The 14,523-nt window shown below is 45.4% G+C and carries 11 protein-coding genes; 7 read left to right on the forward strand and 4 right to left on the reverse strand.

Translation table 11 applies throughout. The annotated features are described in order from the left end of the window. The first annotated feature begins 205 nt into the window (after positions 1 to 205). Complete coding sequence (locus tag ACE3JL_RS08775) at positions 206 to 1,582, forward strand: cobyrinate a,c-diamide synthase (protein ID WP_271992536.1); 1,377 nt, start codon at positions 206 to 208, stop codon at positions 1,580 to 1,582. Between the two features lie 271 nt (positions 1,583 to 1,853). On the opposite strand, the gene ACE3JL_RS08780 is transcribed toward ACE3JL_RS08775, so the two are convergent. Then, positions 1,854 to 2,240, reverse strand: a complete 387-nt coding sequence (locus tag ACE3JL_RS08780; protein WP_271992534.1) for a hypothetical protein — start codon at positions 2,238 to 2,240, stop codon at positions 1,854 to 1,856. 364 nt (positions 2,241 to 2,604) lie between these two features. Between ACE3JL_RS08780 and ACE3JL_RS08785 the strand changes: the two genes are divergently transcribed. Beyond that, positions 2,605 to 4,464, forward strand: a complete 1,860-nt coding sequence (locus ACE3JL_RS08785) for an iron uptake porin (RefSeq protein ID WP_375329292.1) — start codon at positions 2,605 to 2,607, stop codon at positions 4,462 to 4,464. Between the two features lie 47 nt (positions 4,465 to 4,511). Here the strand turns inward: ACE3JL_RS08785 and ACE3JL_RS08790 are convergent, their stop codons facing one another. Next, entirely contained in the window at positions 4,512 to 4,928 is a 417-nt protein-coding gene (locus ACE3JL_RS08790; RefSeq protein ID WP_271992530.1) for a CoA-binding protein, read from the reverse strand. A 253-nt stretch (positions 4,929 to 5,181) separates the two neighbouring features. Between ACE3JL_RS08790 and ACE3JL_RS08795 the strand changes: the two genes are divergently transcribed. The 4 genes from ACE3JL_RS08795 to crtD all read left to right on the forward strand — a co-directional run bounded on the left by ACE3JL_RS08795 (position 5,182) and on the right by crtD (position 9,419). Continuing rightward, positions 5,182 to 5,856, forward strand: a complete 675-nt coding sequence (locus tag ACE3JL_RS08795; RefSeq protein ID WP_375329600.1) for a TIGR04283 family arsenosugar biosynthesis glycosyltransferase — start codon at positions 5,182 to 5,184, stop codon at positions 5,854 to 5,856. A gap of 117 nt (positions 5,857 to 5,973) precedes the next feature. Further along, positions 5,974 to 6,684, forward strand: a complete 711-nt coding sequence (locus tag ACE3JL_RS08800; protein WP_375329293.1) for a superoxide dismutase — start codon at positions 5,974 to 5,976, stop codon at positions 6,682 to 6,684. Between the two features lie 2 nt (positions 6,685 to 6,686). Next, positions 6,687 to 7,613: a homoserine kinase gene (gene thrB, locus ACE3JL_RS08805; RefSeq protein ID WP_375329294.1), complete on the forward strand. Its 927-nt coding sequence runs from the start codon at positions 6,687 to 6,689 to the stop codon at positions 7,611 to 7,613. A gap of 294 nt (positions 7,614 to 7,907) precedes the next feature. Then, a complete protein-coding gene (gene crtD, locus ACE3JL_RS08810) occupies positions 7,908 to 9,419 on the forward strand; it encodes a C-3',4' desaturase CrtD (RefSeq protein ID WP_375329295.1) in 1,512 nt (503 codons plus the stop codon). A gap of 197 nt (positions 9,420 to 9,616) precedes the next feature. On the opposite strand, the gene ACE3JL_RS08815 is transcribed toward crtD, so the two are convergent. Then, a complete protein-coding gene (locus tag ACE3JL_RS08815) occupies positions 9,617 to 10,954 on the reverse strand; it encodes a histidine phosphatase family protein (RefSeq protein ID WP_375329296.1) in 1,338 nt (445 codons plus the stop codon). Between the two features lie 408 nt (positions 10,955 to 11,362). Between ACE3JL_RS08815 and ACE3JL_RS08820 the strand changes: the two genes are divergently transcribed. After that, positions 11,363 to 12,604, forward strand: coding sequence for a DUF4912 domain-containing protein (locus tag ACE3JL_RS08820; protein WP_271990070.1), 1,242 nt, complete (start codon positions 11,363 to 11,365; stop codon positions 12,602 to 12,604). Positions 12,605 to 12,702: 98 nt separating this feature from the next. Here the strand turns inward: ACE3JL_RS08820 and ACE3JL_RS08825 are convergent, their stop codons facing one another. After that, positions 12,703 to 14,355: an acetolactate synthase large subunit gene (locus tag ACE3JL_RS08825; RefSeq protein ID WP_271990068.1), complete on the reverse strand. Its 1,653-nt coding sequence runs from the start codon at positions 14,353 to 14,355 to the stop codon at positions 12,703 to 12,705. Between the last annotated feature and the right edge of the window lie 168 nt (positions 14,356 to 14,523).

Genomic DNA, 14,523 nt, shown 5'->3' on the forward strand with positions numbered 1-14,523 from the left:
GGAACGCTCTCTTAGTTTAGGGACTTACCCTTTGATATTGTACCATTTAGGGCTTGTCTGATTCTTCCACAGAGCAATGGTCTGGCTGGGACATTATTTCTACCCAATTCCCTAGGGTAATTGCCCGTTATTTTGTATAAGGTGAACATTGAATGTATAACAGGTTAATTAAGTCTAGCTCGATCTCGAAAAGAAACAACTAATCATGATCATCGCAGGAGAAAGGAGCGGAGTCGGTAAAACTACGATTACTCTGGCAATCTTAGCCTATTTAATCAGTCGTGGCGATCGAGTGCAATCTTTTAAAGTCGGACCAGATTATATCGATCCCATGTTCCATACTCATTTTACCGGTCGCCCCTGTCGCAATCTCGATCCGGTTTTAACTTCTGAAGACTATGTAAAAACCTGTTTTGCCCAACATTGTCAAAACGTCGATTATGCTCTGATTGAAGGAGTAATGGGGCTATTTGATGGTATTCAATTAAGCGATACTCAATTTCCCGATTATGCCAGTACCGCCCATATTGCCCGTATTTTAGGGCTTCCTCTGCTTTTAGTTATCGATTGTAGTCGTTTATCTACCTCTGTCGCCGCTATTGTCCGCGGTTATCAATCTTTAGACAAAAATCTCCATCTGGCCGGGGTTATCCTCAATCGGGTTGGTAGCGATCGCCATCTGCAATTACTGCAAACCGCCCTAGAATCCATCAATATGCCCATTGTCGGGGTTTTGCGTCGTCAAGATTCCCTGACAATTCCTGATCGCCATCTAGGATTAGTTCCCAGGGATGAACTAGGAGAAATCAGGGAACTACAAGATAAACTGGCTTCTATTGCCCAAAACTGCTTTAATTGGGACATTCTCTTGCCTTTACTGACTATTTCTCCCCAAGAGAACCAGAAAAATCCCCCAGAAGCAAATAAGCTTTTTCCCCCTATCCGTATCGGCATTGCCAGAGATAAGGCTTTTAACTTTTATTATCCCGATAATCTCGATATTTTAGCCAATTTAGGCGCGGAATTAGTCTTTTGGAGTCCCTTGCAAGGGGCAAATTTGCCTGAAAACCTGCAAGGATTGTACTTTGGTGGCGGTTTTCCCGAAATCTTTGCCCCGGAATTGGCCGCTAACACCCCTATCTTAACCCAGGTGAGAAAAGCGATCGCATCTGGAATGCCCACCTACGCCGAATGTGGAGGATTAATGTATTTATGTGACAAAATAGTTGATTTTGAGCAAAAAAATCATTCCATGTTGCAAATAATCCCCCAATCTGCTATAATGTCCTCGAAGTTGACCCTAGGTTATCGACAAGCCATCGCCAAACAGGAGACGATCCTGCTCAAAGCAGGTCAACCAGTGCGCGGCCATGAATTCCATCGCTCCCAATTAAGCGGGGTAAGCGACGCACCGATTTATCAACTGCAAGCATTCCCCAAAAGTACTATCAATGGCGAAGGGTGGCAAGGTAAAAATCTACACGCTTCCTATCTACACCTACATTTTGGGGCTAACCTCAGCCTGCCGAAAAAATTTTTAGCTGCCGGCCTTGATTTTTTGCGAACAGCTGCGTTAAGCTAGTTCCAGATAAATTTGATAATCAATCCGTTAAGGGATACAGGAGGTGATGTCGATGGTAGAAAGTAGTAAAAGCATGGGTCTCCTAATCGACAATAGCCGGCTGTGCGCCGGGGCTGTTCTCTAGACCCCACGTCTAAACAAGATTTAGACTAGCTGGAGTTCCTTCCGGCAGTCTGGTGTCGATTCTGATGACCCGCTACACCGCCCTTACCGAGCAATTGGTGAGGGCGGATAGTTTTTCAGGGTTTTCCGTAATCTCAGCACTTTAACTCTACGGGTGCAAACTAACCCATCGCCGATTCTGGTTTGGGGACACCATTTTAACGCCTGTCACCGAAATAATATTATTGGCGAGATTCTCCGCCATCATGGGAATCAATCGATTTATATTATTCTTATAAGCTTTGATCCAGAATTCGGAGAGTTTCTCTCTCGCCTCCTCATTGACGTAGATAGTTTTATCTGGCGTAATCAATACCATTGCCACGTGACCAGTGTTTTCCGTAATGGCAAAGACAAACTGCTCACGGTCGGACTTGAGACCTTCGTACCAGTAGTCTATGTGTTCTTCTAATTCGTACTCATAGAGAGTGCGTTCCATCTTGCCATCTTCTAGTAAGGCCTTACGCAGTGTATTGGCTATCTTTTTTTGTTTCATGGTCTTGTCCCTGCTTTTGCGGGTGTTAAGTTTCGTTGATTAGACATCGCTCCCTAGACGCGTATGAAAGTGCCACTATAGAAATCATCAATTAACCTGAATCACAGAACCTTGCCCGACTGGTTGAGATGAGCCTGTTATTTGAGCCTAAGTCTTCTCTCTGTAAGGATTCTAACCTACTTTAGTTTTTCTTTAAATGCGGTTAGAATCGACAGGGTGGCCACTTTATCAACCGGTCAAGGGAAAAAATGAGATCGCCTCTTTCCTTAAACAATTAAATCGTGTATAATGGCGAAAGAGTAGCAAGGCTATATGCGTCATCAAACTGTGTAGTCAACCTATAAGGTGTGAGGAAAAAACCATCATGTTAAAAATGTTCTGGAAATCATTGCTGGTTAGCCCAGCGATCTTAGGGGCTACCCTGGTAGCTTCCGCTAATGCTAGTAGCTTCGATCCCGTCAAATCTACCAGCGTTTCTACTGAATTTAACAATCTAGAAATCGCCCAAGTTCAGGACAACGGTGTAGGAACTGGCGAACTACTCAATCAGATCGAACAGTACGGTAACGAGGGTCAAGTTGCGCCCGTACAGGGCAACACCATCGATCAAGTCACCAGTGTTAACCAACTGCGCGATGTTTCTCCCACCGCTTGGGCTTTCGAGGCTTTAAGAAGCTTAGTTGAGCGCTATGGTTGTATTGTTGGTTATCCTGATCGCACCTTCCGGGGCGACCGAGCTTTAACCCGTTGGGAATTTGCGGCTGGTTTAAACGCTTGCTTAAACGTTATGGAACGTTTAATTCAAGATGGTGTCAACGTCCTCAAGGAAGACTTAGACGCTCTTAAGCGCTTAATGGAAGAGTTCCAAGCTGAATTAGCAGCGTTGGGAGCTAGAGTTGATAACTTAGAAAGCCGGGTGTCTTTCCTCGAAAATAACCAATTCTCCACCACGACCAAATTAGCTGGGGAAGTTATCTTCGCTGTCACCGATACGGTCGGTGCTGGTAGCCCCGCCTCCCAGGCCGCCATGCAATACCGCGCTCGTTTAGTTTTAAACACGAGCTTCACCGGTCAGGACGTGCTGAAAACCCGTTTAGCGGCGGGTAGTGCCACTCCCTTCGGATTTGATTACAAATCGACCACCACACTACAAAATGGTGATCCCGCTTCCGTCAGATTTGATAACCTGCAAAGCCCTTCCCTATTCCAAACCTGGACCGCGGCGGGTAACGGTAGCGATGTGGTTCTCGACTGGTTGGCCTACTATACCCCTGTTGACTTAGGTTACTTCGGTCGCTTCAATACTTACGTCGCCGCCTGGGGTGGTATTTGGAATGACTTCGTTCCCACCACTAACCCCTTCTTTGAAGACTTCGACGGTGGTAATGGTGCGCTATCTACCTTCGCTTCCGAAAACCCCATCTATCGTATCGGTGGTGGTTCTGGGGGTGGTGTTAGCCTACAGTTAGGCTTCCTCCAAAGCATTGTCGGTCCGACTTCCCTATCTTTAGGTTACTTGGCCGGTGGTGGTGGCTCTAGTTCTGCGGCCAATCCTAACCCGGGTAATGGTCTCTTTAACGGAGATTACGCCGCTTTAGCACAGATTAACGCTAACCTCTTTAACTTCCTCAACGTTGGCTTCACCTACGTTAACGCTTATCAAGGTGCCGATACCGCCATCTTCGGTAACGGTGGTTCCTTCGGTGTAACGGGGACTTCCGCCGCTAACCTTTCCCAAAGACAGTTAAATACCCTGCTCAACGTTAACGGCAACGACCCTGGTAGCGTTACCCTACAGGATGAAGTCGGTTTCTTCAACTTTGGAGCCAAAGTATCCAATAGCTACGGTTTAACCGGTGCAGTGGATATTGGTTTCGCCAGCTTGAGTGCCTTTGGAACCTATTCCACCGTGCGCTTACTCGGTCTCGGTGATGCGGAAGTCTGGACCTACGGTGCTGGTATTGCCTTCCCCGACTTAGGTAAAGAAGGAAATATCTTAGGTCTGTTTGCTGGTGCGCAGCCCTACATTGGTCACTTAAGCTTCCGGGAAACGGGATTGCGGGTATCTAACATCGTTCCCTACCACGTTGAATTGTTCTACAAGTACCAAGTCACCGATAATATTTCTATCACCCCCGGTGTCATCTGGATTTCTGCACCTGAACAGTTCAAAGGCACTGGTAACGAGTGGATTGGTACTCTCCGCGGAACCTTTACCTTCTAGGATTTCCTAAATTAAACCCGAAACCCCACCGATGGTGGGGTTTTGTTTTAGGCAAATAAACGCTGATATTCTATCTGGATACAGGAATCCATAATCACATTTAAACCTGCCTCGATCGCTTTTTTTTCGGCAACTGGGTGATAAATTTTCAATTGTGTCCAAAGAGTAGCAGCCTGAATAGCAATAGCTGACTCGACAATTTCGGGTAGATAATCAGGATGACGAAAAACGTTAACAATATCCACGGGTTCAGGGATAGCCTCTAGAGAAGGATAGCAGCTTTGACTGTCAATTTGCTTGACCATCGGATTGACAGGATAGACTCGATAACCCACCGCTTGCAGGAATTTGGCCACCTGATAGCTGGCGCGATTCGATTTCTCAGAATGCCCGACCACTGCGATAATTTTACTATTGCTGAAGATGGTTTTGAGCGCACCATCGTCTCCTTTAATATTCGGCATTGTCCCACCTATCTTAGAACAGAGTTTCGTTTCCCATAAAGATGAAGTGTAACCTAATTTGGTATCGATTTTGACTCCAGCTTTAGCCACTCTGAATAACTGGCAGCGATGTTTAACTTTTTTACAGGAAAAACAGTTATTAAAAATCGAAATCAATCCCTCGGTATCTGTGGGAAAAATTACCCGATGGTTGCCCCTAAATCCTCTGACTTTAGTTACCGCGGTTCGACAAGCTCACCGTCCACAAAACCTGATGAATTATCTTAGTGTTATCATTCCGACTCTGAACGAGGAGTTAAGAATTGCAGCAACGTTAAAACAGATAGGTGCGGGAGTAGAAATTATTGTTGTCGATGGGGGAAGTACCGATAAAACCAGAGAAATAGCCGAACAATTGGGAGCAAAAGTTATTATTTCTCCTAGCAAAGGTCGTGCATTTCAGATGAATATAGGTGCAAAAATAGCGAAAAGAGATATTTTGTTATTTCTGCATGGAGATACTTTACTTCCCCAAAATTATCAAGAACAAATTATCAATACTTTATCCCAATCTGGAATAGTAGCAGGGGCCTTTGAATTAAAAATTGATGGAGAGAAAAAAAACCTGCGTTTAGTAGAAAAATTAGTTAATTGGCGTTCTCGCTGCTTTTCTCTTCCCTACGGAGATCAAGGAATATTTTTAAAAGCCTCAATATTTGCCGATTTGGGCGGTTTTCCTGAGTTGCCAATTATGGAAGATTTTGAATTAATACAAAGATTAAAAAAAAGGGGTAAAATCGCCATAGTTTCTCCTCCAGTGATTACCTCAGCAAGACGTTGGCAAAAATTAGGCATTGGCAAAACCACCTTAGTTAATCAATTAGTTATTATTGGTTATTATCTAAAAATTCCGCCGCATTTGTTAAAAAGTTTTTATCGTTTATGGTAATTAGGGAGAACTGCCACTAGATTCTGATTACTTCTGGGAGTCTCTCGATAAAAGTTTTTGTTTCCCGAAGTACCGATCGATAGGATAATTGATCATCGAAACATCTGCTCTGAGAATATGTCTCTCAATCGCCGTCAATTTATTTATCTTTTAGGTGCTACCCTTGGCACAGCCACTCTTGCCAGTTTGAAGTCTGCAGCTTTTGCCGCTACCGGTCCCTATAGTCTTATTGCCCTACCCTATAGCTATGATGCCCTAGAACCTTATATTGATAAGGAAACGATGCAATTTCATCACGATAAACACCATGCAGCCTACGTTAATAATCTCAACACGGCAGTGGCCAAATATCCAGAATTGCAGAAAAAAACAGTAGTAGAATTGATTAAAAATCTTGACTCTTTACCCGCCGATATTCGCACCACTGTCCGTAATAACGGCGGCGGCGATCTTAATCATACGATGTTTTGGCAAATTATGTCCCCTGATGGCGGTGGCGAACCAAAAGGAGCAATAGGAGCGGCAATAATCGCTAAATTTGGCAGTTTCGAGGCATTTAAAAACGCTTTCAACCAAGCAGGTACTAAACTTTTTGGTAGTGGTTGGACATGGTTGGTTTTAAATAAGTCAGGAGAACTGGAAATTATCAGCACTGCTAACCAAGATAGCCCCCTAATGATGGGATTACAGCCAATTATGGGCAATGATGTTTGGGAACACGCCTATTACTTAAAATATCGTAATCAACGGGCTGAGTATTTAAAACAGTGGTGGAATGTGGTTAACTGGGAGGAGGTAAATCGCCGCTATCTTCAGGCAAAAGCTTAACCATGTCAACTTTTACGGTTACAGTTCCCGCTACCACTGCTAATATTGGGCCCGGCTTCGATTGTCTCGGAGCGGCCTTAACCCTATATAATCAGTTTACTTTTACCCTGCTGCCGGCAACGACAGCTAACCCTGTTAGCATTATTGTCAAGGGGACTGAATCAGCTAAAGTTAGCCAAGGGGCTGATAATTTAATCTACACTTCTTTTTTGCAAGTTTATCAAAAAATAGGACAGAATCCGCCCCCCATCGCCATCGAGATCGGTTTAGGGGTTCCCCTAGCTAGAGGTTTAGGTAGTTCTGCCACTGCTATTATCGGTGGGTTAGTGGCTGCCAATCAATGCGCGGGCAATCCTTTATCTATGGGGGAAATCGAAGCATTAGCGATCGCATTGGAGGGACATCCAGATAATGTGGTGCCAGCTTTGCGGGGCAACTGTCAGCTATCGGCAGGTGGCAGCACAAATTGGGCTATTTGTCAAGTATTTTGGCAAAAAAATCTCATTCCCGTCCTAGCGATTCCCGATTTTGAACTGGCTACGGAAAAAGCTCGGGCGGTTTTACCCGAAAAAATTAGTCGTCAGGAGGCAATTTTCAATATTTCCCGCTTGGGTTTATTATTGCGGGGATTAGAGACGGGTAACGGCGATTGGCTGAGAATTGCCCTAGAGGATAAACTGCATCAACCCTATCGCCAATCTTTGATCCCGGGTTACGAAAAGGTGAAAAAAGCCGCCATTAATGCCGGTGCTTACGGGATGGTAATTAGTGGCGCAGGTCCGAGCCTATTGGCTTTAACTAACCCTGAAAATGCCCAAAAAACAGCCACAGAGATGACAAATGCTTGGGAGGAAGTGGGGATTAACTCTAGTGCCAAAATTTTGGCTTTAGATACCCTAGGGGCGCGGGTAAACTGTTATGAATTATGAATTATGAAGTGGGGGAATTATGAATTATGAATTATGAATTGGGGAGGTGGGGAAGTGGCGAAATTGAACTATAGCGTTTCTCGCATCTGTGCAGCACAGTTAAACCTTTGCTGATTAAGCTGTTCAGGATCGAGAATGTACCTCTTGTGAATCAGAAATGCTATAAAACCCCAAAACCCCAAAACCCCAACCCCCAACACCTAAAACCTGTCTCCTGAGTCCTGTCTTCCGTCTCCCGTCTCCGGATTGCCAAAAGGGTTAGTATAAAAATAAATATAAATAATTATTAAGAAAATGACTCGAATTACCGTTATTGGTGCAGGGATTGGCGGACTAACGGCGGCGGCATTATTGGCGCGTCGAGGTTATCAAGTGACAGTATATGATCAGGCGCTTGTCCCCGGGGGTTGTGCCTCGACTTTTTCCCGTCGGGGTTTTACTTTTGACGTGGGGGCAACTCAAGTGGCAGGATTAGAAGTAGGGGGCATTCATCAGCGCATTTTTGCTGAATTAGGGATAGATTTACCCGATTCTGTCCCCTGCGATCCCGCCTGTGCCGTTTTTCTGCCGGGGGAAACCACTCCGATTAATGTCTGGCGCGATCAACAAAAGTGGCAAGAGGAAAGACAAAAACAATTTCCGGGCAGCGAACCTTTTTGGCAATTATTACAAAAGCTCTTTCAAGCAAGTTGGCGTTTTCAAAGTCGCGATCCAGTTTTACCCCCGCGCAACTGGTGGGATTTAGGGCAATTAATCGCCGCTTTGCGTGTAGATACTGCCATTACCTTCCCCTTTACTTTGATGACTGTGGGCGATGCTCTGCGATTATACGGCTTAGAGAGGGATAAACGCCTAAAAACCTTTCTTGATCTCCAGTTAAAGCTTTATTCCCAAGTTACTGCCGATGAAACCGCTTTACTTTATGCCGCCACCGCTTTAGCAGTTTCTCAGTCTCCCCAAGGTTTATCCCACCTTCAGGGTAGTATGCAAGTATTAAGCGATCGCCTAGTAACAGCTTTGGAAAAATACGGCGGTAAATTGCAAATGCGCCACACAGTGGAAAAAATACTGACAGAAAAGGGAAAAGCTACGGGAATTATCGTCAGAAATCAAAAAAATGGTCAAATACATCCAGAAATGGCCGATGAGATTGTGGCTAATATCCCGATCCAAAATTTACCACAATTAATCGATCGCGAAGCCATTCCCAGTCTTTATCACCGGAGAATCGAAAAACTTCCCCCCGCATCCGCTGCTTTTGTGGTTTACTTAGGAGTCGATCGCGCTGCTATTCCCCCCGATTGTCCCCCCCATTTGCAATTCCTCTACGATTACGATGGCATAATCGGCGAAAATAACTCTTTGTTTGTTTCCGTGAGTAAAGAAGGGGATGGCCGCGCTCCAGTGGGAAAAGCGACGATTATTGCTTCTTCCTTCACCGATACCAGTCTTTGGTGGCGAAAAGGAGAAGATAATTATCAGCAATTAAAAGCAGCATACACCCAAGAGGCGATCGAGCGTCTCGGTAATTATTTCCATCTTAGTCCTGATCACATCGTTCATATCGAATCAGCTACACCGCGCACTTTTGAACGGTTTACGGGGCGAAATCAGGGCATTGTCGGCGGTATTGGTCAAAGATTGTCCACTTTTGGCCCTTTTGGCCTAGCGACGCGCACTCCGATCCCCCATCTTTGGTTAGTGGGAGATTCCACCCATCCGGGAGAAGGCACTGCCGGAGTCAGCTATTCGGCACTCACGGTAGTTAGACAGATTGAGAATCAATTAAGTAGTCGTGCAAAATAAATTTCCTAGTGAAGATAGGCAAGAGGCAATAGGCAATAGGCAAAAGCTTTATCGAAATGTGTAATTAATTTTGCTTAGGTACTTAGCTTCTAGTTAGCCGTAATTATGAATTATGAATTATGAATTGGGAAGAATAAATAAAAGCAATCTTCTGAATACTGATAACTGTTAACTTACCCACTGATCACTGATAACTGTTATAAAGCGCCAGCTGCCGTGCGATCGAGTATTCCCGCTCCTAGATGAGAGGTGATATTAACTGCTTGCAGGACCGGTTGAGAGTCAAATCCTTTGGGATAATCGATAACACTAACCGCGCCATTTCCCTGTTTAATATTCCAGAAATTAGCGGGTTTTAAACCCAATAAATAACAAAGAATCACCTTATTAATGGCATCGTGAGCTACTACCATAATTGTCTTAGGACTATCGCTATTACTATAGGTTTTAACGATTTGCCGCCAACAAGCGATCGCTCGATCCCAAACTTCCTGTAAATTCTCTCCTTCCGGCATTTGTACGGTTTCTGGGGCATTTTTCCAATCTTCTAACATCCCGGGGAAACTTGCTTCAATTTCCTCCTCTAATTTACCTTCCCAAAGTCCGTGACAGATTTCTGTCAGATCCACTTGGGTGTATAAGGTGACATTCGGGTGATATTGCAGGATAATTTGGGCAGTTTCCTTGGGACGGGACAAAGGACTGGTGACAGCGTGATCGATCGCCGTTTCTCGCAGAAATTCGGCGGCTTTCTCAGCTTGGGCTTTGCCATTATCATTGAGAGGAATATCGCGCACCCCTTGAAAACGTTTATCCCGATTCCATTGGGTTTCTCCGTGACGCACAAGCAGCAGCCTCGATCCTTGGAAAGGAGGACGCGGTGGGGGTAAAGCTATCCCTAAGTGTGCCGTTTGATTGAGGGATTCCACCTGAACAGGATCACCAAAATCACCCGTAAAATTGAGAACATTAACGCAACAGTTAGATTGTTGTAGGGAATGGTATAAGGAAACCGGAATACCGATGGCACTGAGGATTAAACAGCGATTAATGCCGTTATGGGCAACAATGAGGATAGTTTGTCCCTCGTGTTGGGGAATAATTTCCCGCCAAAAATCCTGCGCTTGTTGATAGAGGGAGAGAACGGGATAATGTTCTTGACCATCGGGCAGTATCATCTTGAATTCATGAGGTTTTTGATGCCAATCCCGATATTCTTGGGGGTATTGAGCTTTTACCTCCTCTTTGACCATATTTTCCCAGATAGGCAGATCGATTTCTAGTAGCTGGGAAGTGGGTTGAATGACGGGAGAGTGATTTAAACGAGACTGAATCACCTCAGCAGTAGATTTGGCTCTTTGGAGAGGACTACAGTAAAAAGCGGCGATATCGATTTGACTGAGGGCATTTCCTACTTTTTCCGCATCCAGATGGCCTTTTTCCGTCAAAACCGAGCCATCACTGCGACCTTGTATTTTCTGCTCTGCGTTATAACTGCTTTGTCCATGACGAACAATAATCACACGAGTAGCCAAGCGGTTCAGTCTCCTTAACTAAAAGTCTCAATATCAGATTACAGGCGATCGGGATCGGAGTACAAATCAGTGATCAGTAATCAGTAATCAGTAATCAGTGTAGCGCATTTGTACTAAAATATCGCCTACAGTTTCAAGGCAGCACAGCATATCAAAACTTCCTGATATAACAATCTCTTTGGGATCAAGGGTTTGGCGGCTTTGTCAAGAAATCCTGACAATGTACTTGGTCAAAATCGGAATCTTGCTGTTTAATAGGTATTTATAACAAGTGATTCCCTTGATCCCCATCGAGTGGATCTCTCGTTAACAAAGCAATCGATGAGTAGTTGAAGGATTACCAAGATCAATGCTTTTGTAAATGCTCAAAAACATTTGCCGTCTTAACTAATCGGAGAGCGTCAACTCATGGTTCCAGAATACCCCCCCTTAGATGAGATGACCTTGCGGCAACTGCGACGAGTTGCCAGTCAATACAGCATCTCTCGTTATAGTCGGATGCGGAAAACGCAATTAATCGAGGCAATTACCCAAGCGATGGGAATAATCGGCAATTTTAATATTAAAGAGGAAAAACCAGTGGAAGCAGCAAAATTTGAATTAGGTCAAGCTAACCCAATCGAAGATCTTCTAGGTTCAGTGGATGATGGTTTAGGAGATCTTCCCGGTGGCTACGGTGAAAATCGCATTACCCTCCTACCGCGCGATCCTCAGTGGGCCTATGCTTACTGGGATATCCCCAACGAATCAAAAGAGGATCTCCGTCGTCAAGGAGGACAACAGTTAGCCCTACGTCTTTATGATGTCACAGATATCGATCTCAATAGCCAAGGCTCCCATAGCGTCCAAGAATATCTCTGTGATGAATTGGCCCGGGAATGGTATTTACCGATTCCGGTCAGCGATCGAGATTATGTTATCGATATCGGTTATCGTTGTGCTGATGGACGTTGGTTAGTTTTGGCCCGTTCTCCTTTAGTGCGGATTCCTCCCGTCTATCCTTCCGACTGGATTGAAGATATTTTTGTCACCGTTAACTGGGAAGAAGAACTGGTGGGCAAAACTGTTTACGAACTCGTTCCCCCCAGCAAACGCTACGACAGCAGCACTGGAACTGCGGGAACTAGCCCCATCTACGACCAAATTTTCGAGAGTGTCGGCGATATCGAAGCCCTACGGGTGGCCGGTTCCTTGTTTGGTTCCATGCAGCACGTCGCTGGTTCCGTACCGATGTCGGAAGTGATCAGTTCTTATGTATTCCCCTCTGGGGTTGGTATGTGGGCAGTTCCCACGGTATCGGGACTAACCGCTTCCGGTATCGGCATAACTGCTTCTGGTATCGGTATGGGTGCTTCGGAAACCCTACAACGTCCGCGCAAATTCTGGTTAGTTGCCGATGCCGAATTAATCGTCTATGGTGCCACCGAACCCGATGCCACGGTAACTATCGGTGGTCGTCCGATTAAACTCAATTCCGATGGCACTTTCCGCTATCAGATGTCCTTCCAAGACGGTTTAATCGATTATCCGATTATGGCCGTGGCCGCCGATGGGGAACAAAATCGTTCTATCCACATGAAATTTACCCGGGAAACTCCCTCTCGCAATACCAACACTAAAGATGAGGCGGTTCTAGAATGGTTATTTTAGATTGGGTTTTCTAACGTTACCAAAGCCAACCTAATTACTTCCCCCTAACTGAGATTCAGTTAGGGGATTTTTTTGGGGATTGTCAACGCTATCAACTTCTATTCCCAAATCTGACAGCTTAAATCGCCCGATTTTTGGGAAAGACGCAGATTTTCGCCGTAATCGACGGGAACATCGATCACCGTAGGGACATCTTGCCGGAAAGCTTCCTCTAGTATTGGGATCAAATCCTGGGCAGATTCCACCCGATAGCCTTTTAATCCCATACTTTCGGCAAATTTAACAAAATCGGGATTCCCAAACTTAATAAAAGAAGAGGTCCCAAAATGATTAAACTGCTTCCATTCGATTAAACCGTAACCGCCATCATTAAATATGAGAGTGACGAAGGGAGTTCCCACCCGCAAAGCTGTCTCCAATTCCTGACAATTCATCATAAAACCGCCGTCCCCCGTCACCGCCACAACGCGCTTATCGGGATGAACTAACTTAGCGGCGATCGCACCAGGGATAGCAATACCCATAGCGGCGAAACCGTTAGAAATAATGCAAGTATTAGGACAATCGGAGTGATAATGGCGGGCCATCCACATTTTATGAGCGCCCACGTCAGAAATGGCGATATCTTCTGGTCCCATCACCTGACGCAGATCGTAGATCAATTTTTGTGGCTTGATCGGAAAACCCGTATCATTGGCATAGGTTTCGTAATCGGCCCGAATTTCCGTCTTTAATCCCGCAGTGACAGGAGTTGGTTTATTCTGGCGATCGGCCCGTTTGAGGATATCGATGAGAGAATCGGTGATATCACCCACCACTTCCACCACCGGGGCATAACTGCTGTCAATTTCCGCCGGAGTCATGCCGATGTGAATAATCGGTAATTTCCCGTCTGGATTCCATTTTTTCGGGGAATACTCGATTAAATCGTAACCAACAGCGATAATTAAATCACTGCGCTCAAAAGCACAACTAATCAAATCCCGTTGCTGTAATCCTACCGCCCAAAGAGCCAGAGGATGGGTATAGGGAATCACCCCTTTACCCATAAAAGTGTTAGCCACAGGGATATTCAAGGCCGTGGCAAATTCCGTTAAAGCCTCACTGGCATTAGCGCGAATTGCCCCATTTCCCGCCAAAATCAAGGGATTTTTCGCTTTAGAAATCACCGCCGCCGCCATGTTCAAAGTCCGATAGGAAGCGTAAACTTTTTCCTGACTATCGAGGGGCAAAGGACTACCATCGGCAGCCATAGCGGCGATATTTTCGGGAAGATCGATATGAACTGCCCCCGGTTTCTCACTTTGGGCGGTTTTAAAGGCTCTCCGTACCACTTCTGGGGTGATACCCGGCCGCACGATTTGTTTATTCCATTTCGTCACTGGGGCGAACATGGCCACCAGATCCAGGTATTGATGGGATTCAATGTGCATCCGATCGGTTCCTACCTGGCCAGTGATGGCCACCAAGGGCGCCCCATCCAGGTTAGCATCGGCTACCCCTGTCATCAGGTTAGTCGCCCCTGGTCCTAGGGTGGAGAGACAAACCCCCGCTTTTCCGGTCAAGCGTCCATAGACATCGGCCATAAAAGCGGCGCCCTGTTCGTGACGAGTGGTGATAAATTTGATCGAGGAGTTTTTTAGGGCTTCCAAAACATCGAGGTTTTCTTCCCCGGGTAGCCCAAAAATATACTCGACCCCTTCATTCTCTAGACATTTAACTAGAAGTTCGGCTGTGTTTAATTCCCCCATAATTCCCTCCTGTAGAGCTTACTTCATCAGTCAAGTCTCTAGAGATAGTTCATCCCGGCGGATTGAGGTTGTTGCGCTCAACTCGTCGGGATGATATCAGTAGACTATGTGTACCAATGTAGCTGAATAAAATTTTGTTTAAGTCTATCCATATACTATTGTGACTTA

This window comes from Microcystis sp. BLCC-F210 (genome assembly GCF_042134685.1).
Taxonomy (GTDB): domain Bacteria; phylum Cyanobacteriota; class Cyanobacteriia; order Cyanobacteriales; family Microcystaceae; genus Microcystis; species Microcystis aeruginosa_D.